We start from the raw sequence: 23,465 nt of genomic DNA, 5'->3' as shown, positions 1-23,465 counted from the left end.
AGAATCTTTCTCTGGTTTCCAATTACCGTGAAGACTCTTCGGTATATTAGCTGCGGTAATAAGAATTCCAAATATCCAACTCATAGTGATATTTCCCAAACATAAGAATCATCCTTTTCTAATATCAATTGAAATCCAATTTTCTTATGCAATGCAATAGAAGCTGTATTTACTTTGGATGTTCTACTCTGTAAGGATTCAAAACCACGAGACCGAGAATCATCAATCATATCTTTAAGCAGCAAGCTCCCTAGTCCTCGTTTCTGATTACCTGGAAGAATAGAAATATCCATTGTATGTGCGATCTTTGTATCATCACTATTCCTGGGAATCTTTGTGTATCGATAAAACCCTAATATTTGACCATCTTTAATTAAGAATTTTGTTACATCAGCATTTACCAAATGACTATCAGTCATCTTATTCACCATTTCTTGCTCAGTGTCATTCTTATGCTCTGAGCCTTCAGGCCACTGTTCCCATTCTGCTTTAAGTAATGGAAGGATTTTCTGATAGTCTGGCAGCCCATGAACTTCTCGTATTTCCATTATTTCTCCTGCTAGATGATGGCCGGTTATTGGCAGTCTTTCTTTAATCTCATAACAGCGGTCTGTAATCGACCATCCTTTATTTTTTCTCCATCGAAAATATAGCCATGACGATAATAAAAATCTAATCCCAACTCGTTTTTTTCCATGCACCATATTTTAATGACATTTTCTCCACAACTGCGGGCATAGGTTTCAGCATTTCTTAATAATGATGATCCAATCCCTTGCCTCAGAAATTCAGGCTCAACATAAAGAGATGATATTTCATAATAATGTTCAGTTTTGAGATCTCTTGTATTATGAACAATGAATCCCTTGATAGTTCCATCATCGAATATTTCTAATTTTGGATGAGGTGATTCTAATATTCTGTTGTATAAAATATATGCATCATTTGAGAAATCTTGATTGTAGAGGTATTCATCAGCCAAGATTCCTTTATATGCGAATCTCCATCCAGAAATATGGATTTCCGATATCTTTGATAAATCTTCTGATTTCGCATTTCTTATAGACATGATCCTCCCCTTGAATCTTCTATATCTAAGTATGAGGAAAATTGATAAAATTGGCTATCAACCAAAAGGTTGAAATTTCATTGTCTAATAGGCCTAATACGGCTTTTCATCCCTTTTCCTGATCCCAAGCCAAAATATTCCACGACTCAACTTCACTTCATTCTTAATGCACTTGTCGGCCAGGAATACTATTTAAGATTGACCGTAATTTACATTGGGCGGCGGTTTAACGCCATCGTGTTAAGCCGTATATAACTATTTAAAATTATATAGAAATGCAAAAGATATAACTGAATCAAAATCATCTGGTATTAGTAGAAACTCATTTGATTTCATATATTTCACAGGTATTATTCCTCCCTGCAGTAACAGAGAAAATCGTTCAAATTTGAAATCAAGTCCTAACATTGTTTTAAGAACTGTATCAACAGTCTCATAGTCTATATCTTTAGGCGTAAGAATAAATCGATGCACTATTGCAGCAGAAATAAATGGATTAAATTTACGGTCAGTTTTAAATAAATAAATTTTTGGTGATATCTGAATATCAATAATACTATAGAAATCTGTGACCATAACAGCTGGAATTTCTTCAATTGAAGTATATGGAAGTGGTTTGTAATAAATTGAAGATGAAACACCAAACCGATTTTTAGTCCAATCTCCAGATATTCCAAAATTTGAATTCAAGTTAAAGTGAGACTGTGAACTTTTTATTGGCTCACAGTATTGTAATTCTATCCCCAATCTTGTATCTGCATATATTTGTATGCTGAGCACTATAAGAAAAAAAGCCAATGCTAATTTTTTCATTAAGAACATCCTTAATTATTCAAATAGAATTTTTCATTATATTGTAACGTATGTATATTATTGCATATAGGAATAGCCTGTGATATCAACCAAAAGGATGAAATATTGGGAGATGTCGACAGAAATTGGTTATCGCTAGTCTTTTTTCAATTTAATAATCAACTTTCGTAATGATAATAATCTTTTACCACATCGTTTTGAAAAGATATTGAAAGAACTTCACCATCTATTCTCATATAAGACCCGGAGTTTGGTGGCCAGCCCAGGTAATATGAGTATTCATTGTCAGATTCATTGATATAATCTGGAGTTCCCAAAAGATCAGTTACTGTCTCTTTCTTTAAACCGATCGAAAGATGTTTATTAAACAGATCGTTAATCATTTCATATCTTATATTTTCCCCTACTGTTCCATATTCTATCCATTGGGCGGAATCAAATTTTGACAAGCTGTAATCACTAGGCTCAAAAAAAGAACATCCGGAAAGATAGATAATCAAAGGGAAAACAAAAAACAATAATTTATTCATTTCAGTACTCCGTACAATAGGTTTCAGCAGTCAGTAGACAGAGGGCCGGTTTTCGGCAGCAGATTTAGGGGTAGGTGATAAGGTCTCTCTATTTTATTGAATTACCTTCTATTGTTGTGAAATCTCCATTACTGGAACGAAGAACAATATGGAGACTTTCATCATAAAATACTGATTTCATATCAAACCACCAAGCTTCACCTTGCCCTTTAAATATGGTCTCAAATTTCAGCTCTGGACTCCAATGACCTCTCACCCCAACTTCTTCAGTTTCATTAATTAAATATCTACCATCCAATCCTACTGGGTAGGTTTCAATCCCGTTTCCAAAGTCCATAAAGAGCGTAGCTTGCTTATTCTTGAAATTATATTGAATAGTCTTAAGGTTGTATGGATTTTCATTTAGCTTATATTTATGTCCATTGAAAGTCTGAAATTCTTTCGGAATATTTGAGATTATTTTTTCTACAGGACTTAATAGTTCCATCTTTAGAGATTCAAGCCTATCAAAAGAACTCTTGTTTTTTTTAAGAGCTGTGTCAGACTCAATAGCTTTGAGAATAAAACTACTATATAGGTGCATAGGAGTGAAGAAATCCTTATCCTTCAGAGCACTGGTAAATACAACTACAAGATTCTTTTCAGGATTAATAATTAGATACTGTCCCCCATACCCCAGTGCCATAAAAAGACCTGGCTTTTTTACCCACCATTGAAAACCATAGAATTCTGCCAGAGTATCTGCTTTGACTTGAGCTGATGTTGCCTGGTTCAGATAGTCTTCTGAAATGATCCTTTGATCTTTCCATATACCTTTATTCAGAACCATCCATCCAATTCTACCTAAATCATGTGGATGGATTTTAATCTCACCCCAACCGATATTATTTCCTTCTGGAGATAACGGCCAGAGGATGTCAATTATCCCGAGTGGGCCAAATAGGTATTTATTCCCAAAATCAATCGCCATCATACCTGAGCTTTCAGTAATAATCGAGGACAGTAAATATGAGGCCATGTTACTATAATCAAAGCGGCTACCGGGATCGACATCAAAGGGAAGATTCAGAATGTATTCGCTCCATTTTTCTTCGGAATCCTTCATAGCATTAAGGCCTTCCCAACGATACATATATGAATCTCGGCTATGAAGTCCGGTACTCATTGTCAAAAGATGCCGAATAGTGAGTTTGGTTAACTTTTCATCTTTATTATTGGCCGCTTTTTCAGGAAAAAAATCAAGAACAGGCTGATCAAGGCTCTCAATCAGCCCTTGATCGATTGCTATTCCGATTAAAAGAGAAGTAATACTTTTTGTACATGAATGAATAATATGAAGATCAGATTCCCTATAAGGATGTATGTAGCTATCAAGGATAATATTGCCATTACGAATAATCTGAATACTGTCGATGTTAAATTCCTGCTGCTGAATATGTTCCAGCATAGCTGCAAGTACTTCAGAATTGACACCTTGAGTTTCAGGAGATGATGAATGCCATTTTTCGCTTGGCCATATTATTGTATCTCTACCAGTATCATTCTTAAAACCACAGGATATAAGAATCATCGAAGATAATAGTAAAATGTATAATTTATTCAATATAGACTCCTATTTGAACTTCATTTAAAGACAGAAGGCCGGTTTTCGGCAGTATAATATTCATCTCAGATAGATGTCAGGATCAATGAAAGAAGACTGCTTCATACTATTTATTATCATGTTATATACCACAGCCTTTCTATTTCCATCCTCAATGACCTTCAAAAGGGAGTCTGTAGTAAGTTTCCTGATAAATGGATCTTCTGGATCTGTCCATACATTCATAAACTGAAAAAGGACACTCTCAATATAGGGATGATTCTGAATTTCAATATTAAATACAGCCAGATCATAAGTAATATATGATGCCCAATTCTGATAAGCAGCCTTAAAAACCATTCCATTATCCTTTTCAGATATAAAATTGATATTATGCTTCATCAGATATGAATAAATACTGCCCAATCCATAGTTGGGATTAGCGTCTGTTACTTCCTTAATATTATATTCAGATATTAAATCATCTATAAAGACATGGGACTTGGGTTTGTAAAATACTTCAAGGTGAAAATTATGATCAAGGTAATTACATCCAAATCCTTGTCTCAAAGTGAATGTCTTATTATCTGTAACAATCAATTTACTTGTCTGGTGAATTTCTAACTGATCAGGAAAATCAATCACAATTAAATCTAGAAATGTCTGAATATTGGTTTTTTGGTAAGTATCAAGAAATGCACCATAGGCCCATCCTTTGATATCGTTCACTGAGATTTTATACCAGTAATCTGAATAGTTGCCTATTTTAGTTTTCTCTGAAGTTCGAGCAATAATATCAACTGTTTCATATTGATCCAGCTTGTATATGATTTCACTATCTGTAGTAGCTTCACTTCTTACATTGAGTATTCCATCATTACAAACTGCAAAGTTGTATTCCCGGGCAGTCAGATCGTTTGTATAAATTAGTAAAAGCAATAGAATAATCTTTTTCACTCAGAACCTCAGAATAAAAATATACCTTCAATCATTTTATCTTAATATTCTTTTTAAAATTATTCTATCATCCAAAAGGTTGAAATTTCACTGTCTGACAGCTCTAATACGTGGATCGGGGCAGACTGTACTCGGCATGGCCTCAATGCTGAGTTTTATTCAGTATCCTGATTTCATCCAGCATAGCCTCCTGGTTCTCCCAGGGGACCTCCGGGCTCAGTTCATGAGCAGGGGAAATAACTATCCCCCCTTTTTCTCCGCAAATCTCAATCAGTTCCCGAACTCTGGCCCGGACATCGTCGGTAGATCCGAAGGGAAAGGTGGTCTGGGCTCCGATTCCTCCCCAGAAAGAGATTTTATCTCCATACTGACGGTGGATTTCCCTGAAATCCATGCACTCCGGTTGAACCGGGTTCAGGATATCCACTCCGATTTCAATCAGATCGGGTATAAAGGGTTCTATGAAACCGCATGAATGGTAGAAGACCAGAGCCTCTTCATTTTCTTCTCTAATAGTCCGGATCACCTTCGTCAGCCGGGGTTTTAGCCATTTTCGCCAGAGTTCGGGATTCATCATAACCGTACTCTGCATACCTACATCATCACCCAGAGCAATGATATCATGACCGGTCCTGGCCAGGATGGCTCCCGATTCGCAGGAGTGGTTTGTTATTCTGTCTAGAATACAGGTTGCTCTGTCATCGTCCATCATCATATCCATCATCAGGTCATTCATGCCTCTAATCAGCCAGGATCTTTCCCAGATGGTCTGATCCAGATATCCCATGGCGGCCAGACCCTTTGAGTGACAGTATTTTACAAAGAGTTTCAGCATCTTCTCCATTCCCGGTATCGGGGTGGGAAGCTTGTAATCCTGAATCTGTTCCAGAGTTGTGTGCTCTCCCTCCAGAGGGCTGTGGAAATGACACATATGATAGGCTTCTTTGGATCCGTAGGACATACCGACACCGAATGGATCTACATCAAAACGGTCAGGCAGATCCAGATGGGCAAAGAGCTGCCGGCCGTTTCCTTTGTAACCGGCACGATAGAGACAGGCACTGATTCTGTGAGAAAAATCGTAGTAGGACGAAATTGTCCGCAAGGGGAACTTCTTTCTGAATTCCTTTCTTTTCGTAGAGGTTAAAGGCATATCACAGGGGATTTTCTCATACCCCTCTCTTCTGAGAGTTCTGAGCAGATTTTCTCTTCTTGTCATTTTACAGATCTCCATATACCGACTGGTGTCAGATTCTTTCTTGACATATTTATCTTTCAGTAATAGTGTCTATTTACAACACACTGTAGTATTTGGTGTTGTAAATGTCAATGTGAATTATTAATATGGAGCTTCTGAAATGAATGAAGAGCTGAAAATATTTGTCAGAACTTTAAAAAAGGGCAAATACCTGCATGGCAGTAACAGCCGGGAAATTGTGAAGAAGGCAATTGAATTCAACAATCCGCCCCGTATCCCCTACATGTTTAATACACATGGGGGAGATGTTTTTCTGGCAGCGAAGATGTCCGGTCCCAATGCTGCTAAGAAACCGGGAAGGATCGGTGCAACTTATACAGATGGATGGGGCGTTACCTGGGAGGTCACCGGCCGGGGATGGGACCATGCCACGGGATATCCTCTTGATGATTTATCTGAAAAACTGTCCTCTTATACTTTTCCTGATATGGGATATGACAAATCCGATCCTCTGACAAAACTGATGATTCAAATGGGACGACGTATGAAGAAGTACATATTGGGTGTCAATTCCATTAACATGTATGAATTGCTGCGGTCTCTTATGGGATTTGAGGGCGCCATGATGGCTCCTTATCTCTCTCCTGATTTATTGATAGACCTGCTGAATAGACTGGCTGACATGACCTGCCGCTTGATTGACAGTTTCTGTGCGGCCGGAGGTATCGACGGATTTATTACATATGAGGACTGGGGGCTGCAGTCGGGCCTGCAGATGAGCCTGGAGCAGTTTCGAGAGTTTTATAAACCTGTTTATAAGAGGATCATTGATCACTGCCATGACCGGGGTATTCATTTCATCTGGCACAGCTGCGGCGATATTATCACCCTGATTCCGGAAATGGTCGACCTGGGTGTCGATGTGGTCCAGATGGATCAGCCCCTGCTGATGGGGTATGAGAACCTGATAGAAGCATCAAAAGGTGAGCTCTGTTTCTTTAACTGTGTGGATAACCAGTGGACTGCGCGTCCGGAAGTGACAATTGATGACATCGCTGCCGAAACTGAAAGAATGATTGATATGTTTGCCCGTAAAATGCCCGATGGAGGGTTTATTATGAAGCACTATACACAGCCCTGGGACATCGGTCTGTCAAAAAAGAAGGAAACAGCAATTGCTGACACTTTTTTCAATCGAACCTGCCGGGAAAGCCGTTAAAATCTCGATTACATCGGAGCCTTGATACCTGCCAATATTATATCCACTAATGTTGTCACGAAAGAGAAAGGGTCATAATATTCCGCTTCTAAAAGAATATGTTTTCTTCCTGCTACTCTCTGTGTTGCCCCAGAGAGAGCATTCATAATTGAAAAGGCTGTCAGTCGGGGATCCATATCCTCTCGGATGGAACCATCGGCCATCCCCTTTTGGATCAGGCGATAGAGAGGATCATTCAGAGGATCTTCCATCTGATATTCATCAGGATAGTAGCGTTTTATATTTTCAACAGTTTTGTTGTGTGAATAAAAATGGTCGAGTTCGGCATTAAACCGGATTGAACGTTCATTGTCACGGGAAAAATCCAGATAGTTTACTGCATACTCCTGTATCTGCTCATATCCATTGCGGGACATATCAGACAAATCGGGCTGGGGGATGGAAAAGAATCTTTTCAGAATTTTACATTCAATGGCCCAGGCAATCTCTTCCATATTGGCAAAGTATCTGTAAACAGTGCTCCGGTCTACACCGGCAGATCTGGCAATCTCACTTATACTGGTCTCAATCAGGCCCTTCTCAATGAAAAGCTCTTCAGCAGCAGCCAGAATGGCCTGTCTCTGCCGGCTTTTATGGGCCTTGTACCCATTTGCATCTACATAGCCTTTCTTCATCACAATTGACCCCTATTGTTCTGGATTGCCGTAATTACAACAGACTGCTGTAAAATACACTACGGCTTATCACTGAGCTGGTCAAGCATATAGATCGCTTCGATCAGCACCGGGAGCATCTGAATGAAAAAGGAAATTTTTAATTCTTTACAAGAATCAAATCATCATTGTAGCCTGATAAGTGAAAAAGCGTTCAGGATGGTATGACTGATTAATCCATCTGTTTTTTTCACATCATTTGGTAAAGGCGGAAAACTGATGAAAGATGGATATGTTGTACCACTCAGGGAGAAGTTTGCCTACGGTATTGGAGATACGGCAATAAACCTCGGGTATGGGGCTGTAGGGTTTTATATGCTCTGGTTTATGGTCAATGTGGGTGGGATAACTCCCTCCCTTGCTGGTTTGATTTTTATGCTGGCCAGAGGGTGGGATGCTATTTCAGACTATCTGATGGGACGAATATCGGACCAGACTAAATCGAAATGGGGGAGAAGAAAACCCTATATATTCTTTGGTGCCATCCCCATGGGGATAACCTTTGCTTTTCTATGGTTTACCCCCTCAGGAAGTGAAGCAGTACGATTTTTCTATTATCTCTTTATTTTCATCCTTTTTAATACAGCTTTTACAGTGGTGGCTGTCCCCTATGGTGCTCTTACACCGGAGATGTCTCAGAATTATGATGAACGGGCCGTCCTCTCGGGTTTTAGAATTGGATCCTCTTTTATCGGTACACTCATAGGGGCCGCGGGAGTGTCTCTATTAGTTGATGTTGTCTACGCCGATATGCCGAAAAGTAAAAGTTTTTTTGTTATGGGGGCAATTTTCGGAGTTGTTATCATCGGGATATTATTTATTACGGCTATCAGCGCAAAAGAGCGGGTAGAACACAGAGAGCAGACCTATGAAGGTTTTAGAGCCACCCTGGGCTCTTTTTTCAGGCTAAAAGAGTTCAGAATCATGATGGGTATGTTCCTGTTTAATATGATAGGCCTGGATATAATCATGGCTACCATCGCCTTCTATCTTGGAGATGTGATGCATATCGGTGGAGACATGCAGTTTGTTTTTATGGGGATTCCTCTTCTTGTGGCAGTTGCGGCATCGCCCCTCTGGGTTTCTCTGGCCAAGCGCTGGGGGAAACGGAAGGCTTACATCGTTTCGGCCGTTTATTTTGTAATTGCCCTCCTGTTTGCTCTTATCGTCCCGGCGGGAAATCTCATTTCGCTGGGTATAGTCTGCGCCTTTATCGGGGTAGGAATCTCCGCTTCACAGGTGATCACCTGGTCAATGCTCCCTGATCTTATCGAGATTGATGAGTATGAGAACGGAGTGCGTCGGGAAGGTGCCTTCTACGGGATCTCTACATTTCTCTATAAGTGTGCTTCAGCCGTAGCAATTGCTCTCTCCGGAGCTGTCCTGGAACTCTTTGGCTATATTGAGGCAAGTGTCGATGATGTCGCAGCCCAGGTGATCGTTCAGCCTGATTCCGCCCTGATTGCGGTACGTATAATGCTTGCAGTTGTACCTTGTTTTTTCTTAATCGGTTCGGCAGTTTTTGCAAAGATTCTCCCCATCACCAGAGAGCGGTACGAAAGTGTCCTGGAGGAACTGAACGGAAGAAAAAACTCAGTTAATGTGGAGACTTAAGCGGAAATTTAATTTTAGGCTGGGTCAGGAATAATCATACTAATCCAGAGTAAAAACCTGCTATGTTATAGGTCTTTTCATTTTGTTTACAACTCTTAGAAAAGCCATGATTGGTTTAAATAAAAAGAAAAACAGCCGTAAAGCAGAGAGGAGAGAAGAGGAAATAAGCACCCGGTTCTCTACTATCTGCGGCTCTTTTACATCAGCCTTCTCAAAAAGGATGGTACTGTGCTGAATCCTCCCGGGGACTCCTGTCTGGGCCATTATTTTAAAAAGATCATCAATAGGGGAGCCCATGCTCTGAATCAGCTTACCTGAGGCAGCAATTTTCTGATAAACCTCGGGCCATTTTCCCCAGCTGGGATTTCCATCCCCCGGAATCCACTGCATACACGATAGATTTTCAATACTCAGTATCTTATCAATATGGTTCAGGGCCCCGGGTCCATCGAGGTGGTAAACCGACCGCTCCAGCCTGTTTATAGATGCTTCCAGTTCCGGTAAAGCAAACTCGTTGAATATTTCAGGACTGATCATATAACTGACATCGCACTGTAATATGTAAAACGGTTTCTCCGAGTAAATACCGCTCCAGTCGGAATATCCCATACCTTTCTGCTGTAGAATTTCATGGATTTCAGTGTAAAAGCGGTGCCACAGCTGATGGATCTCCCAAACAGCCCGTTTTACCTCTTCCGGGAAATCGTAGAAATCAAAAAGCAGCTTTTCCCCGGGTCTGAAGATCTGCAGTATGTCGAGGGTCCCTCCAAGATCGGGCATCCCCACAACCACAGTGTTACCCCATCGATCGACAGCAGCACGACAGAGATTTTTAACCCTGAGAAGCCAGGGATTATCACCGTCATATTTGAAATGAAGCTGTGAGATAGGTTTTTCAGTAAACGGTTCAAACCACACCCCGCCGGTGGTATTATCAACTTTTGCCCCGAGAAAGGCGGCAGCCACTCCGGGTCCGAAACAGTCAAGATTAACATATGGGAAAGCGTCGCCCAGATAACTCTGACGGCAGAGCTCGTAATCGATCCTTTCAACAATATCCTCTACGGACCAGCTGAAATCGTGGCAGGTCGCCTGTGTCAAAAGAGGGGCCGACGGTACCGGACGTCCAGGATCACGATCGATGACAACAGCTCCGCATACCGGTCGCTTCAACTCTCCGGCCCACCATTTTCGGTAGGTTTCCTTTACATCAACCCAGCGCTTTTCGTTAAATTCTATCGGCATATCAGCCTCCCTGTGTCCCAGTTCTCAAGCTAATCTTCGGAGTTTATTGAATGGTTTAATGTAACCTCCCTTTTAATATTTGTACATAAAATTATTAATTGGTTTATTATTAAATTGAGTGTTTTGAACCACTGGGAAATGGAATCTACCGGGTATATTTCAGAGAGTTCTTATTGGGATACTAAAATGAATGCGAGATTAGGATATATGATATATTGGACTTTAAATGCAATTCAAGTTGACACATGATAAATGCATTGTAATATAATATTTTGCCACCTCTAAAAATTACATCATTTGACTTTTACTTATAAAATTGCTATAATGTTATCACATTATTATATGAAGTAATACAAGCCAGTATTCGATTTGTGAGGTTGATGATGCATTGCAGTGTCAATTCAAGCTGTCTGAGCCCTATAAAACGGGTACTCAAATGATAAAAACTTGTATGAAAAATATTTTATAGAACTGTGGTCTGTTCAGGGTCTTTTATTTATTTGAATTACATTCAAGTAATCAATGGGCAATGAACTATAGTATATTTTATGCTATAATGCGAGTCTTAATGGCGAAACTTAGGCACCCTAATTCTATTAGAATTTTAAATTCTAGTAGAATTAGGGTGCCTTTTTTTATTTTAAAGGAGTAATAATGACGAGCCTAATAAAAGATAAGTTAAATGATATAAAAGTATCAGATGAATTATTAATAAAATGGAAAGATTGGAAGTGGCAGTTAAGAAATTCTATAACTACGATTGAGGGAGTTGAAGAAATACTTGACATCAAATTTTCAGATAAAAAACGTGAGGAGATTGAAAAGACAATCAGTAAATTTCCTCTATCAGTAACACCATACTATTTATCACTTGTAGATGTTGACGACTATGAAAATGATCCTGTATTTAAGCAGGCATTTCCTGATGTGAGAGAATTGATCGTTTCTGAATGTGATATGGAAGACCCGCTTCACGAAGATGTTGACAGCCCTGTACCAGGATTAACACACAGATATCCTGATAGAGTATTGGTGTACGTCAGTCATGCTTGCTCAATGTATTGCCGTCATTGTACACGTAAAAGAAAAGTTAGTGATACGGATAGTATAAGTTCAAGAGAAATGATTTCAAAAGCAGTGGATTATATCAGAAACCACCCTGAAGTACGTGACGTGCTATTATCTGGTGGAGATCCTTTTATGCTTTCTGATGAAAACATTGACTGGATTCTTGGAGAAATAAGAAGTATATCGCATGTTGAAGTTATTAGAATAGGAACTAGAATGCCAGTTGTTTTACCTTACAGGATTACTGATGGATTAATTAAGGTTCTTAAAAAACATGGTGTAATCTGGATCAATACACATTTCAATCATCCTAGAGAAATTACAGAATCATCCAAAGAAGCATTAAGTAAACTCGCCAATGCAGGAATCCCTCTAGGAAATCAAAGTGTACTACTTGCAGAAATTAATGATTGTCCCAGGATCATGAAAGACCTTGTACATAAACTTGTACAAAATAGAGTGAGGCCTTACTATCTTTACCAGTGCGACTTATCGGAAGGTCTAGAACACTTTAGAACATTTGTTGGCAAAGGGATTGAAATAATTGAGAGTCTTCGAGGACATACAAGCGGATTCGCTGTTCCAACTTATGTTATTGATGCTCCAGGGGGCGGAGGTAAGATTCCTGTTTATCCTAACTATGTATTATCATGGTCTACTAACAAGATCGTTTTGAGGAATTATGAAGGTGTTATTACAACATATAAAATGCCAGATAAATACGATCATAACTTATGTGATTTAAATTGTGCAGAATGTAATCTTCAGTTAAACATTGATAATGCTCCAGAAGTAATCTCAATAGGTATTGCAAGACTTCTTTCAGACCATGAAGAAGAAATTACTCTAACACCAAACTCTCTTGAAAGAGATCAGAAGTACGAGAGATAAATGATGAGTGATAAAATTGAGAACATTGGAAAATCCATGATTCATCATGGAAAGTTAAACGATAGAGTATACATTATGAAATTAAGCAAAAATGATTTTCATGATGTTATTAAACGCACTGATGAATTGTGTGAAAAAGAGAGTTATTCCAAAGTATTTGCGAAAGTTCCTGAATCAGTTTCAAAAGAATTAATAAATCAGGGTTATATAAAAGAAGCAGAAATTAAGAATTTTTATTCAGGAAAGGAAAACTGTGTATTCTTAGGGAAGTTTATTGAGAAAGAGAGGCAAAATCTTATTGATAAGTCTCTGATTAATGATGTCTTAAAAATTACTAAATCAAAAAAAACTATTGAAGAACCTCCTGTGTTACCAAATAATTTTTACTTGAGGGATTTAACAGAATTAAATGCAAAAGAAATGGCAGATTTGTATAAATCAGTATTTAATTCTTATCCATTTCCTATTTTTGATGAAGAATATCTTAAACAAACAATGAAGGACAATATTGAGTATGCTGGAGTATTCTTCAAAAATACTTTAGTTAGTATTGCGTCTGCTGAAACATATCCTGATTTTTTGAATGCTGAAATGACCGATTTTGCAACTTTACCGAAATTTCTGGGAAATAATTTTTCAGTTATACTGCTGAAGTATTTGGAAAAAAAATTAATCAGTAAAAATTATAAAACTCTGTACACTATAGCAAGAGCTAAATCGGCAGGAATGAATATTACTTTTAAAAAATGCGGATATCAGTATTCAGGTACACTTATTAATAATACCAATATATCAGGAAATATTGAAAGTATGAATATTTGGTATAAAAATCTATAGCATAAACAAACTTGTGTTAAAAAGTATTTATAACAAATGATTAAAATTAGACAATCAGGATAAAACCCTTAAAGCTTAGACTCCATAGCTTTAAGGCCTTCCCGACTATTGGCAGATGTGCTGATTTTCTGTCATAATAATTTTATGATTGATTCTGATAATCTAAGTCGAAACTTCATCAGTTCCGGATTGATGAATCTCCTCCGAATTATTCTTGGAATTGTGATTATATATTATATTGTCGAACGCTCACTTTTTTCCTGGAATAAAGAGATTCCTTCTATCTATTTCTTCACAATTCAAAGCAATCTTATTCTTGCCATATACTGGATACTATCACCCCTTGTCAGAAAAAAGTCTCATCCTGTTTTTTCTCTGGTTGTCACCACTAATATGGTTATAACCGGGTCAATATTTATCATGCTGATTGATGAGGGATTCACTGATAAGCTGTATTTAATGCTGGAGAACAAGATCATCTCGAGTATGGTTCATTATATAAGTATGGCATCTTCAATTATCACTCATTACATGATGCCGGCACTGGCTCTTCTCGATTTTCTGGTTTTTGTCGATCTTGGAACATTGAAGCCGGGAAGAAAAATCTTTGTGCTTATTTATCCTATATGCTATTTCATTTTCCATTTAATTTACTCTTCTTTATCCGGGAATTTTATTTACCCGTTTTTTGATCCTGATTTTGTTGGTGGGAATGTTCTTGTTGTCCTTCTTACTCTCGGAATGGTGGCTGCTGTATTTCTAATAGGCATAGGGCTCGTGGCTTTAAATAGATTAGTACAAGGAAGAATCAGTCATTATTTTAAGAAACTGCTGCAGAATTGACTGTTGAGTAATTTCAAAATAACTACAGCCCCTACTCTTAAACCAGAACCCCTCTCATGTCATAAACATAGTTGAAACATTCAGGGTGTTATATTTTGTACATTCCGGTTTTATCTAGAAACCCGGGAAGCATCTCCCTAGTTTCTAGGCTATCTGTATATTTGCGTTTCAAATTATTTCAAATTAATGATTTATTGTGATTTAGTTTGACAAATGAAATAAACTGTTGTAGTTAAATATGTAGAGGTAAACCATGATTCCATACATAAGAAGAAAGAAAATTCTTGAACTACTCCATAGCAAAGAGCTCGTTTACCTTGATGATCTAGTAGAATATACAGGTGTCTCTCTGGCAACTGTCAGACGTGATTTGAAGCTTTTTGAAGAGGAAGGGCAGGTTGAGCTTCTTCAAGGTGGTGCCGCCAGGATTAAAGTTAATATCAAAGAACGGAATATTAAAGAAAAGTTAACAATTAACCGGGATATGAAAGAAATCGTTGCCGGATATGCTGCAACCCTTGTGAATGATGGTCAGTTTATATATGTTGGTCCAGGTACCACAGAGAACTGGATGTTTACAATTTTGAGCGGCAAGGATGTCACTGTTGTCACCAATGGAGTACATCATATTGAAAAGCTTATGGAGTATAAGATTGAAAGCAAACTACTGGGTGGTGAATTGCTTAACAATATAGCGGTTGTTGTCGGATATGATGCGATTAAACAGATTGAGCAGATGAATTTTGATAAATGTTTCATCGGTGCATCAGGTTTTACACTGGATAGGGGAGCATCGACTTCTGAGGTTGGTGTTGCTGAAATTAATCGTGTTGCCATCAAAAGATCAAAAAAGTCATATCTTCTCTTAGACTCAACTAAAATCGGGAATAACTCCAAATATACATTTGCTGCAGCAGATGAGTTTGATAAAATCATTGTGGCAGGTAATATTGAAGAGAGCTATCTGGAATTAGAAAATATATATGCCGTAGAATTAGATTAAAGTTCCCTCCCTATCTCGCAATAAATCCACTATTATCAGATCCTCCTCCATACTATTTCTAATTAGTGCAAATTCTTGCATCACCAGCTTGTTGAAATCATATATTTCATAAAAAATCATGTATAATCAAAAAACATGCAAATAATACGAAATAGATTGACAAGTTCTGAATCTATGTTAATTTGAGTGAAGCAGAATGACTTTTAATATGTTGTTCTGATGTTTTTGAAGGGGGATATATGAAAAAAATAATGACTGTATTGTTGGCTGTTTTTCTTTTAATAGGGCTTGTGGCTTGTGGTGGCAAGACCGAAGAAAAGGTAGAGGTTGAAAAGACTGTGGAAGCAGCTCCTGCTCCTGTTGCTCTTGGAGATATTCCAGCACCTTTCGGCGGCGAAAAGACAATCAAAATTGCACTTGTTAAGGAATGGGGTACTGGTACTCACATGACTATGCATATCAACGGCGTTAAGAACGAAGCTGCCAAATATGGTATCGAAGTTAATGTTATTGATGCAAACAATGACCTTCAGGCAATGGCTGAGGGAATTGAGAATGCAGTAACTCAGGGAGTTGATGCAATTCTTACATCTCATGGTAAAAGTGATGCACTTCAGGCATCTATTGATAAAGCTCTCAGAGCCGGTATTCCTGTAATCGTTTTTGATAATGATTTCAATGTACCTTCTGATGTTGCTCCCGGCATGCTTGTAGCTATGGATCAGTATGACCTTATGATGGGACTTCTTTCTCAGATGTCTCTTGTAACTTACCTCAATGGTTCTGCAGATGTTATTTACAACAGACTTGCAAATATACCTCCTACTGACAAACGTCATAGAATCTGGGAAGGTGGAATTCTTCCTACCTATACAGGTATTAATGTTCTTGAAACAATTGACCTTGGAACAAGTGGTGTAATGGCCAAATCTCAGACAGCTCTTGAAGCTATCCTTGATGCAGACAAAGACAATAATATTGATGCTGTTTATGCGGTTTGGGATGAATATGCAAAGGGTTTCTACAACGCTATCCTTTCATCAGGAAAAACAATTCCTCTATTCTCTGTTGATATGTCTGATCAGGACCTTGCAATGATGCAGACACATCCTGAAATCTGGATTTCTTCATCAGCAGTAGACCCAACAGTCATTGGTATTGTACAGGTTAGACTCGCCATGCTTGCCATAAGCGGACAGGCTCTTCCCAGATACTACTCTCTGACACCTGTACTTGTTGAGGCTTCTGATCTTCCTACTATCGAAGAAAGACCTCTCAGCATGGCAGACCTTTCTGAGTTCTACGCCGGTTGGGGTTCCACACAGGAATTCCTGGAAGACTGGATGGCTGATCTCGCAGCAATGCAGTAATCATTGAACTGATCTGTAACTGTTGTTAAATATAAGCGGAAGAGTTGAGTTAAAACTCTTCCGCTTGTTTTAGATGTTTATGTTTTTCGACATATTTTTAATAAGCTAAAAATTTTTATGCATCCCGTTTTAGCTCTTCCAAAATTAGAAGATCAGGGGTGAATTTTCTTCTGCAGATTACTGTTGAATAAAATGAGGTGGTTATAGGAATATGGATTCAAAGGGCTTGATGATGAAGGGAATATCAATGGATTTTCCCGGTGTAAAAGCGCTTGATGGAGTTGATTTCTCTGCGAATAAAGGAGAAGTCCATGCCCTTATCGGGGCGAACGGTGCAGGTAAGAGTACCCTTATGAAGATCTTAAGCGGTGTTTATGTAAAGACTTCAGGGGAAATCTTTATTAACGGGCAGAAATTGGATATCCAAAACCCAATGGATGCCAAGAAGAATGGTATTGTAATTGTCTATCAGGAAGTGGATACAGCTCTGATTCCATATCTGACTGTGGCAGAAAATATAATGATGGATTATCTGATAACTGAGCAAAAGAGTCTTTTTATTGACTGGAGAAAGATCCAGGGTGAAGCGAAAGAAGCCATGAATAAGCTGGGTCTGGATATAGATGTAAACAGGCTCGTAAGCGATTTGACTCTTTCGGAAAAACAGATGGTCCTTATTGGACGCGCTGTTTTCCACAAGGCTGAATATCTGATTCTTGATGAACCTACAGCACCACTGAGTGTTGAAGAAACAGATAAGCTTTTTGAAATCGTTGAAACAGTCAAAAAACGGGGTGTGAGTGTCATTTTTATATCTCACAGACTCGATGAAATTTTTAAAATATGTGAAAGAATCACCGTTCTCAGAGATGGGAAGCTTGTGGGTGATTATGATATCAAAACAGAAACTATTGATACCATTGTCGAGAAGATGCTGGGACGTAAACTTGAGAGTACCTTTCCCAAGCATGACATAACGGTAGGTGGAAAGATATTTGAAGTACGTCATATCAGTGGAGACGGCGGAATCAATGATGTGAATATGCATGTTAATGCTGGTGAAATTGTAGGAGTATCCGGATTAGTCGGGGCGGGTAAGACCGAACTGATGAAGCTTCTCTTTGGCGCATCAAAACGCTACGAAGGGGAAGTGGCCATTCATGGTAATTTGATTGCTCCTAAATCTCCTGCTGCTGCTGTGAAAAAAGGGCTTGCCCTGGTTCCTGAAGAGAGAAGACGGGAGGGGATTATTGTGCAGGAATCTATTGAGACCAATGCCACTCTTCCAACACTTAAAAAGTATTGCAATGGTGTCTTTATGAACCGCAGTCTACTCAAAAAATCTTCATGTGAAACCATAGAGATGGTAGGCATCAAGGCTCCCAATGAAAAAGTGCAGGTGTCCAAGCTTTCCGGTGGAAATCAGCAGAAAGTTGCAATAGGAAAATGGATTATTTCCGATGCTGAAATTTTCATGTTTGATGAACCCACCAAGGGTGTTGATGTCGGATCTAAAGCTGAAATCTACAAGCTGATCGGCGGGCTTGTGGCTAAAGATAAAGGCGTTATCTATGCAACCTGTGAATTCAGTGAAATCCTGGGTCTCACTGACAGAGTTTATGTCATGTATAACGGAACAATCGCTGCAGAATTGATTACAAAAAATACAAATGAAGAAGAGTTGTTACGATACTCTACCGGCGGAGGAAGAGATGAATAAGTTGATAAATGGCTCCGTTTTACTGGGCGGCAATAAAAAATTTGATGTGTTTGGTTTCCTTTATAGATATGGAACCATCATTGTCACAATACTGGCTATCGTCTATTTTTCTGTATCTATTGAACACTGGTTTACATTCGGAAATGTGACGAATATTTTCAGATCAGTTTCCATTGTCTGCCTGATAGCCCTTGCCATGACAATGTCCCTGACTGTAGACGGATTTGACCTCTCTACAGCGGCCACTGCTTCTTTTGCAGCGGTCATTGCGGCCAAGATAATGATTATCTGGCAACTTCATCCCATGCTTGCGGTTCTACTTCCAATTGCAGTGGGATGTATGATTGGATTGGTAAATTCATTTCTGATTATCAAACTGGGAATCTCGGATATGCTCGCAACACTGTCAATGATGTTTGTCATTACAGGTGTTTCTATTACATTCCAGCAGGGATCGGCAATATATAACTATATGCCCATGCTCGAAGGGGGAGTGGCACCGGGGCTCATGTCAGAGGGATTCAAGGCTATTGGTCAGAAAGAGCTCTTTGAAATACCTATTCCGGTCTTCATAATGCTGGCCATTGCCATCCTGGTTCATGTCTTTTTGAACTGGACAAAATATGGACGCTTTCTGTATATGACCGGTGGTAATGTTGAAGCTGCCAGACTAAGCGGTATTCCCACATCAAAATACAGAACCCTTGCCTATGTACTCTCAGGGGCCATTGCTGCTCTTGCGGGTGTTGTTCTCTGTGCAAGACTTGGATCTGGTGAAGTTGACTCGGCGGGTCCCTATTTGATGGATGCCGTAGCTGCTGCTTATATCGGATTTTCAGTGCTGGGAGCCGGCAAACCAAATGCATTTGGTACCCTCCTTGGTGCACTGCTTGTGGGAATCCTTATGAACGGACTCGTTATGATGAGCTTTCCCTACTATTCACAGAATATTGTTAAGGGTGTTGTTCTGATACTCGGCCTTGGTCTGACATATTACAAAAAGAAGGGGTAAGAAATAATGGATAAGTATTTTGAATTGAATGTAGATTCAGTTATTGATTATGTAAAAAGTAAAATTGACTTTTTCAGCAGCGATGCAGAATATAAATGCAATGAGATAGGTGATGGAAACCTCAACCTTGTATTCAAAGTTTATGACAGTAAAAACAATAAAAGTCTTATCGTGAAACAGTCTTTACCCTATGTTAGAGCTGCAGGAGAAGACTGGCCCCTGGATATCGGCCGTGGTGAGATTGAAAGCAGAATCCTGGGCATTGAGTATGAACTGACAGATGGTCTTGTTCCTGAAATATATATCTATGACCCCATAATGTGCTGTATGGTTATGGAAGACCTATCTGATTATGTGATAATGAGATATGGGCTTATTGATCGTGAGATTTATCCCAAATTTGTAGATCAGATTTCTGACTTTATGGTGAAAACCCTTCTTTTGACTTCTGATGTAGTCATGGAACATAAAGAGAAGAAAGAGTCAGTAAAGAGCTTTATCAACCCGGAACTCTGTGAAATCACTGAGGATCTTGTATTTACAGAACCCTTTAATACGGGGGCTCGCAATAATGTTGAAGAATCTCTTGTTGAGTTTCATATAGCAAACATTGTCAATGATGAAAAATTGAGCCTTGAAGCGGCAAAATTAAAGTTTGACTTTATGAATAATGCCCAGGCTCTTATTCATGGAGATCTTCATACGGGAAGCATCTTTGTTAACAAAGATTCAACCAAAGTTATAGATCCGGAGTTTGCATTTTACGGACCCATGGCCTATGACATTGGGAATGTCATTGCAAATCTGATCATGAACTATCTTTCGGCCTTCTACAGTATGGCCGATGGGGATAAAAAAGATAATTTCTGCCGTTATATGCTCTCAACGATCAAAGATACAGTTGATGTCACAAAGGCCAAATTCCTGTCTGTATGGGATGATGTTGTGACCGATGCAATGGCAAAAAAGAAGGGCTTCAAAGAACACTATATTGAAGATGTATTTGTAAACACGGCTGGTGTCTGTGGATGCGAGATGACCAGACGCACTGTAGGTTTTGCCCAGGTTAAAGATCTCAACAGTATTGAAGATGATACAGCAAGATATAAAGCCAAAACAACTAATCTTCTCATAGCTAAAGAACTCATAATAAACCGAACTACAGCTGTTACCGGTCAGGATTACCTTGATCTGCTTAGCAAGTACTGTAAATAAGGAAGGATCGAAATGAAAACTATAGTACCCGCATTATTAAATAGTGCAAAAGATAAACTTGTTCTCCTTGACCAGACCCTGCTTCCAGTGGAAGAAAAATTTCTAGAATTGGATAAGAAAGAGGATATCTGGGAAGCAATCAAGAAGCTCAGAGTCAGAGGGGCACCGGCAATTGGTGTTGCTGCCGCCTTTGGAATGTATGTCTGTGCAAACAGGTTGGAAGAGGAAGATGTCCCTTCCTTTAAGAAAAAAGTTATTGAATTAAGAGAGTATTTTGCAACCTCAAGACCTACAGCTGTCAATCTCTTCTGGGCCCTGGACCGCATGTTTGACAGGTTTGAGAAAGAGGAAAAAGCGGGTAAGTCCGTGGACCAGATCAAAGCAGCTTTTCTTGAAGAAAGTGAAGAGATCCTTCGGGAAGACCAGGAGATGGGAATAGCCATTGGGAAATATGGGCTTGAACTTCTAAAACCCGGTATGGGACTTCTCACTCACTGCAATGCAGGAGGACTTGCCTGTTCAGGTTATGGAACGGCCCTTGCTCCCATGTATGCAGGTCATGATAAAGACTACGATTTTAAGATTTATGCAGACGAAACCAGACCACTTCTTCAGGGCTCCCGACTCACCGCGTATGAACTGAACAAGGCGGGACTGGATGTTACGGTAATCTGCGACAATATGGCTTCTCTCGTGATGAGAGAAGGAAAGATTGATGCTGTCCTGGTGGGAACCGATAGAATTACGGCAAACGGTGACGTGATCAATAAGATTGGAACTTCCGGAGTGGCCATACTGGCAAAAGAATACGGAATTCCCTTTTATGTACTGGGTCCATATTCAACTGTAGATCTGAATACCCCCACTGGTAATGAAGTGGAAATTGAGCTTCGTGAGAGTGATGAAATCGGAAACGGATTTGGACGTCGAACGGCACCCGAAGAAGTTAAGGCCTATAATCCTGCTTTCGACATAACAGAAAACAAGTATGTAACAGCCATTATTACCGAGAAGGGAATCGTGAGAGCCCCCTACAAAGAGAATCTCGCAAAGCTCTTTAAGGATTAGATGATGCTGGAATATATGACAGAAGTACAGGCCAGGAAGGCCATCTGTGAAATTGGTGACAAGATGTATAACAAGGGTTTTGTCGCTGCCAATGATGGGAATATTTCGATTAAAATTTCAGAGGATACAATCATTGTTACCCCAACAGGTGTAAGCAAGGGTGGTATGCCCCTGGATTCCCTGGTGAAGATGAAAATGGACGGGACTATAATGGGGAAGAATAAACCCTCATCAGAAGTCAAAATGCACATCAGGGTTTATCAGCTGAATAAATCAGTGAATTCGGTTGTTCATGCACATCCTCCTGCTTCAACAGCATTTGCCATTGCAAGGATACCCCTGGACAGGCCCATAATGTCAGAGTCCATATTGACTCTGGGGGTTGTTCACGTTGCTGATTATGCTCTTCCGGGTACTAAGGAAGTTCCTGATTCAATTGAACCCTATGTGAATTCCCATAATGCCGTACTCCTTGCCAACCATGGACTCTTGACCTGGGGTGATGATATTACCCAGGCCATGTACCGGATGGAGTCGGCGGAACAGTACTGTAAAATTATGATATATCTCAGGCAAATAGGTGAACCCGTAGAATTCAGCTGTAATCAAGTCTCTGATTTGATTAAAATCCGGGAAAATCTCGGAATAGAAGCTGGAGGGGTCCCTCCCTGTGATCCTAATCCAGTTCAGAAAAATGATAGGACCCCTGAAGCCGAGCTTATCGAAAAGATAACCCGGCAGGTACTGGCACAGCTGAAATAAAGGAGACAGTTATATTATTATCTCAGAATCCTGAATGAGAATATTGTATGTCAGGTTGTTCAGAAGACAGCCAGTATGTCTAAAACAGCCTCCTCCATAGTTGCTCCTGAGAGTTCAGCCCCTGATGTAGAGTTTTTGGGAGTCAAAGAGAATAAAAATGACGGTATTGATTTGACCCAAACCAATACCGTCATACTTTTATTGATTATTACATAATGGCTGATCGGTAGCGTTTTAATGATGTCATTAAGGAATATACTTTTCTGATAATAAAACACTTTCCCGGATGGTCGTGGAAGAGACGCCCTTGTCAATTATGAGGACAAGGGCGCCAAGCACGAGCTTGCTGTCATGACTCATGGAACCGAGATTCTTCAGACAACGGCACAGATCGGTGATGCCGGCCTAGCCATTGTAGAACAGACTCCATTTTATTTTGAATGCTGGATGACCAAAAGGACTGATCACCATGGAGAAAATTCTTCCATGGACATCACTAACTATTTTTTCTTCTCGAAGGGCTATGAGTGTAATTCTGGCCTTATCTGAATCTCTTCACTTCTTCCGTATCAGTTGTACTCCTCTGCTGTTTAAATAATCAGCATAAATCAAATTTAGAAGCTGTACGGCTTTATGAGAGCACTATATCGAAAATCTATTCAATGGAATAATTCTATTCAAACATATTTTTTATTATGAAAATACATATGTAGAGTCTACAAGTGATTTTATGATG

At 39.3% G+C, this 23,465-nt stretch carries 23 protein-coding genes; 14 read left to right on the top strand and 9 right to left on the bottom strand.

The window, feature by feature from the left end; all coding sequences use genetic code 11:
* Positions 1-80: 80 nt before the first annotated feature.
* The 7 genes from DV872_RS20505 to DV872_RS20475 all read right to left on the bottom strand — a co-directional run bounded on the left by DV872_RS20505 (position 81) and on the right by DV872_RS20475 (position 6,170).
* A complete protein-coding gene (locus DV872_RS20505) occupies positions 81-548 on the bottom strand; it encodes a GNAT family N-acetyltransferase (RefSeq protein ID WP_158547085.1) in 468 nt (155 codons plus the stop codon).
* 26 nt (positions 549-574) lie between these two features.
* Positions 575-1,069 carry a GNAT family N-acetyltransferase gene (locus DV872_RS20500; RefSeq protein WP_114631838.1) on the bottom strand — a complete coding sequence of 165 codons (495 nt, stop codon included), beginning with the start codon at positions 1,067-1,069 and terminating at the stop codon, positions 575-577.
* A 255-nt stretch (positions 1,070-1,324) separates the two neighbouring features.
* Complete coding sequence (locus tag DV872_RS20495) at positions 1,325-1,882, bottom strand: hypothetical protein (protein ID WP_114631837.1); 558 nt, start codon at positions 1,880-1,882, stop codon at positions 1,325-1,327.
* Between the two features lie 158 nt (positions 1,883-2,040).
* On the bottom strand, positions 2,041-2,412 hold the full coding sequence (locus DV872_RS20490; RefSeq protein WP_114631836.1) for a hypothetical protein: 372 nt from the start codon (positions 2,410-2,412) through the stop codon (positions 2,041-2,043).
* Positions 2,413-2,500: 88 nt separating this feature from the next.
* Positions 2,501-4,015 (bottom strand): serine hydrolase, encoded by a 1,515-nt coding sequence (locus DV872_RS20485; RefSeq protein ID WP_147283226.1) that lies wholly within the window; start codon positions 4,013-4,015, stop codon positions 2,501-2,503.
* Positions 4,016-4,075: 60 nt separating this feature from the next.
* Positions 4,076-4,951, bottom strand: a complete 876-nt coding sequence (locus DV872_RS20480) for an SH3 domain-containing protein (protein WP_114631834.1) — start codon at positions 4,949-4,951, stop codon at positions 4,076-4,078.
* Positions 4,952-5,093: 142 nt separating this feature from the next.
* Entirely contained in the window at positions 5,094-6,170 is a 1,077-nt protein-coding gene (locus DV872_RS20475) for a uroporphyrinogen decarboxylase family protein (RefSeq protein ID WP_158547084.1), read from the bottom strand.
* A gap of 139 nt (positions 6,171-6,309) precedes the next feature.
* Here DV872_RS20475 and DV872_RS20470 point away from each other — a divergent pair, with 139 nt between their 5' ends.
* A complete protein-coding gene (locus DV872_RS20470; protein ID WP_114631832.1) occupies positions 6,310-7,368 on the top strand; it encodes a uroporphyrinogen decarboxylase family protein in 1,059 nt (352 codons plus the stop codon).
* An 8-nt stretch (positions 7,369-7,376) separates the two neighbouring features.
* Here DV872_RS20470 and DV872_RS20465 read toward each other — a convergent pair whose 3' ends face one another.
* Complete coding sequence (locus DV872_RS20465; RefSeq protein ID WP_114631831.1) at positions 7,377-8,042, bottom strand: TetR/AcrR family transcriptional regulator; 666 nt, start codon at positions 8,040-8,042, stop codon at positions 7,377-7,379.
* Between the two features lie 258 nt (positions 8,043-8,300).
* On the opposite strand from DV872_RS20465, the gene DV872_RS20460 reads away from it, so the two are divergent.
* Positions 8,301-9,695, top strand: coding sequence for an MFS transporter (locus DV872_RS20460; RefSeq protein ID WP_114631830.1), 1,395 nt, complete (start codon positions 8,301-8,303; stop codon positions 9,693-9,695).
* Between the two features lie 60 nt (positions 9,696-9,755).
* Here the strand turns inward: DV872_RS20460 and DV872_RS20455 are convergent, their stop codons facing one another.
* On the bottom strand, positions 9,756-10,940 hold the full coding sequence (locus tag DV872_RS20455; RefSeq protein WP_114631829.1) for a hypothetical protein: 1,185 nt from the start codon (positions 10,938-10,940) through the stop codon (positions 9,756-9,758).
* A gap of 654 nt (positions 10,941-11,594) precedes the next feature.
* On the opposite strand from DV872_RS20455, the gene ablA reads away from it, so the two are divergent.
* The 12 genes from ablA to DV872_RS20400 all read left to right on the top strand — a co-directional run bounded on the left by ablA (position 11,595) and on the right by DV872_RS20400 (position 23,278).
* Positions 11,595-12,899: a lysine 2,3-aminomutase gene (gene ablA / locus DV872_RS20450; protein ID WP_114631828.1), complete on the top strand. Its 1,305-nt coding sequence runs from the start codon at positions 11,595-11,597 to the stop codon at positions 12,897-12,899.
* A 3-nt stretch (positions 12,900-12,902) separates the two neighbouring features.
* Positions 12,903-13,736 carry a putative beta-lysine N-acetyltransferase gene (gene ablB, locus DV872_RS20445; protein WP_158547083.1) on the top strand — a complete coding sequence of 278 codons (834 nt, stop codon included), beginning with the start codon at positions 12,903-12,905 and terminating at the stop codon, positions 13,734-13,736.
* Between the two features lie 144 nt (positions 13,737-13,880).
* Entirely contained in the window at positions 13,881-14,579 is a 699-nt protein-coding gene (locus DV872_RS20440) for a Pr6Pr family membrane protein (RefSeq protein WP_147283225.1), read from the top strand.
* A gap of 253 nt (positions 14,580-14,832) precedes the next feature.
* On the top strand, positions 14,833-15,582 hold the full coding sequence (locus tag DV872_RS20435) for a DeoR/GlpR family DNA-binding transcription regulator (protein WP_114631825.1): 750 nt from the start codon (positions 14,833-14,835) through the stop codon (positions 15,580-15,582).
* A 239-nt stretch (positions 15,583-15,821) separates the two neighbouring features.
* Positions 15,822-16,952 (top strand): sugar ABC transporter substrate-binding protein, encoded by a 1,131-nt coding sequence (locus tag DV872_RS20430; RefSeq protein WP_114631824.1) that lies wholly within the window; start codon positions 15,822-15,824, stop codon positions 16,950-16,952.
* Between the two features lie 211 nt (positions 16,953-17,163).
* A complete protein-coding gene (locus DV872_RS20425) occupies positions 17,164-18,672 on the top strand; it encodes a sugar ABC transporter ATP-binding protein (RefSeq protein ID WP_114631823.1) in 1,509 nt (502 codons plus the stop codon).
* A complete protein-coding gene (locus DV872_RS20420) occupies positions 18,665-19,684 on the top strand; it encodes an ABC transporter permease (protein ID WP_114631822.1) in 1,020 nt (339 codons plus the stop codon). Before DV872_RS20425 ends, DV872_RS20420 begins: the two co-directional genes overlap by 8 nt.
* A 6-nt stretch (positions 19,685-19,690) precedes the next feature.
* A complete protein-coding gene (gene mtnK / locus DV872_RS20415) occupies positions 19,691-20,899 on the top strand; it encodes an S-methyl-5-thioribose kinase (protein WP_114631821.1) in 1,209 nt (402 codons plus the stop codon).
* A gap of 12 nt (positions 20,900-20,911) precedes the next feature.
* Positions 20,912-21,967: an S-methyl-5-thioribose-1-phosphate isomerase gene (gene mtnA / locus DV872_RS20410; RefSeq protein ID WP_114631820.1), complete on the top strand. Its 1,056-nt coding sequence runs from the start codon at positions 20,912-20,914 to the stop codon at positions 21,965-21,967.
* Positions 21,968-21,970: 3 nt separating this feature from the next.
* Positions 21,971-22,729 carry a class II aldolase/adducin family protein gene (locus DV872_RS20405; protein WP_114631819.1) on the top strand — a complete coding sequence of 253 codons (759 nt, stop codon included), beginning with the start codon at positions 21,971-21,973 and terminating at the stop codon, positions 22,727-22,729.
* A gap of 75 nt (positions 22,730-22,804) precedes the next feature.
* Entirely contained in the window at positions 22,805-22,945 is a 141-nt protein-coding gene (locus DV872_RS26665) for a hypothetical protein (protein ID WP_158547082.1), read from the top strand.
* Positions 22,946-23,080: 135 nt separating this feature from the next.
* Positions 23,081-23,278 (top strand): hypothetical protein, encoded by a 198-nt coding sequence (locus tag DV872_RS20400; RefSeq protein WP_114631818.1) that lies wholly within the window; start codon positions 23,081-23,083, stop codon positions 23,276-23,278.
* The last annotated feature ends 187 nt before the right edge of the window (positions 23,279-23,465 follow it).

The organism is Oceanispirochaeta sp. M1, from assembly GCF_003346715.1.
GTDB lineage: Bacteria > Spirochaetota > Spirochaetia > DSM-2461 > DSM-2461 > Oceanispirochaeta.
The sequence above is the reverse complement of the archived record's forward strand: the minus strand, read 5'-3'. Positions and strand labels throughout refer to the sequence as shown.

What these genes read in the sequence shown, in the direction of transcription:
- DV872_RS20505 (WP_158547085.1), bottom strand. Translation starts at nt 548, where the DNA reads ATGGAAATACGAGAAGTTCATGGGCTGCCAGACTATCAGAAAATCCTT.
- DV872_RS20500 (WP_114631838.1), bottom strand. Translation starts at nt 1,069, where the DNA reads ATGTCTATAAGAAATGCGAAATCAGAAGATTTATCAAAGATATCGGAA.
- DV872_RS20495 (WP_114631837.1), bottom strand. Translation starts at nt 1,882, where the DNA reads ATGAAAAAATTAGCATTGGCTTTTTTTCTTATAGTGCTCAGCATACAA.
- DV872_RS20490 (WP_114631836.1), bottom strand. Translation starts at nt 2,412, where the DNA reads ATGAATAAATTATTGTTTTTTGTTTTCCCTTTGATTATCTATCTTTCC.
- DV872_RS20475 (WP_158547084.1), bottom strand. Translation starts at nt 6,170, where the DNA reads ATGACAAGAAGAGAAAATCTGCTCAGAACTCTCAGAAGAGAGGGGTAT.
- DV872_RS20470 (WP_114631832.1), top strand. Translation starts at nt 6,310, where the DNA reads ATGAATGAAGAGCTGAAAATATTTGTCAGAACTTTAAAAAAGGGCAAA.
- DV872_RS20465 (WP_114631831.1), bottom strand. Translation starts at nt 8,042, where the DNA reads ATGAAGAAAGGCTATGTAGATGCAAATGGGTACAAGGCCCATAAAAGC.
- DV872_RS20460 (WP_114631830.1), top strand. Translation starts at nt 8,301, where the DNA reads ATGAAAGATGGATATGTTGTACCACTCAGGGAGAAGTTTGCCTACGGT.
- DV872_RS20455 (WP_114631829.1), bottom strand. Translation starts at nt 10,940, where the DNA reads ATGCCGATAGAATTTAACGAAAAGCGCTGGGTTGATGTAAAGGAAACC.
- ablA (WP_114631828.1), top strand. Translation starts at nt 11,595, where the DNA reads ATGACGAGCCTAATAAAAGATAAGTTAAATGATATAAAAGTATCAGAT.
- ablB (WP_158547083.1), top strand. Translation starts at nt 12,903, where the DNA reads ATGAGTGATAAAATTGAGAACATTGGAAAATCCATGATTCATCATGGA.
- DV872_RS20440 (WP_147283225.1), top strand. Translation starts at nt 13,881, where the DNA reads ATGATTGATTCTGATAATCTAAGTCGAAACTTCATCAGTTCCGGATTG.
- DV872_RS20435 (WP_114631825.1), top strand. Translation starts at nt 14,833, where the DNA reads ATGATTCCATACATAAGAAGAAAGAAAATTCTTGAACTACTCCATAGC.
- DV872_RS20430 (WP_114631824.1), top strand. Translation starts at nt 15,822, where the DNA reads ATGAAAAAAATAATGACTGTATTGTTGGCTGTTTTTCTTTTAATAGGG.
- DV872_RS20425 (WP_114631823.1), top strand. Translation starts at nt 17,164, where the DNA reads ATGGATTCAAAGGGCTTGATGATGAAGGGAATATCAATGGATTTTCCC.
- DV872_RS20420 (WP_114631822.1), top strand. Translation starts at nt 18,665, where the DNA reads ATGAATAAGTTGATAAATGGCTCCGTTTTACTGGGCGGCAATAAAAAA.
- mtnK (WP_114631821.1), top strand. Translation starts at nt 19,691, where the DNA reads ATGGATAAGTATTTTGAATTGAATGTAGATTCAGTTATTGATTATGTA.
- mtnA (WP_114631820.1), top strand. Translation starts at nt 20,912, where the DNA reads ATGAAAACTATAGTACCCGCATTATTAAATAGTGCAAAAGATAAACTT.
- DV872_RS20405 (WP_114631819.1), top strand. Translation starts at nt 21,971, where the DNA reads ATGCTGGAATATATGACAGAAGTACAGGCCAGGAAGGCCATCTGTGAA.
- DV872_RS26665 (WP_158547082.1), top strand. Translation starts at nt 22,805, where the DNA reads ATGTCTAAAACAGCCTCCTCCATAGTTGCTCCTGAGAGTTCAGCCCCT.
- DV872_RS20400 (WP_114631818.1), top strand. Translation starts at nt 23,081, where the DNA reads ATGACTCATGGAACCGAGATTCTTCAGACAACGGCACAGATCGGTGAT.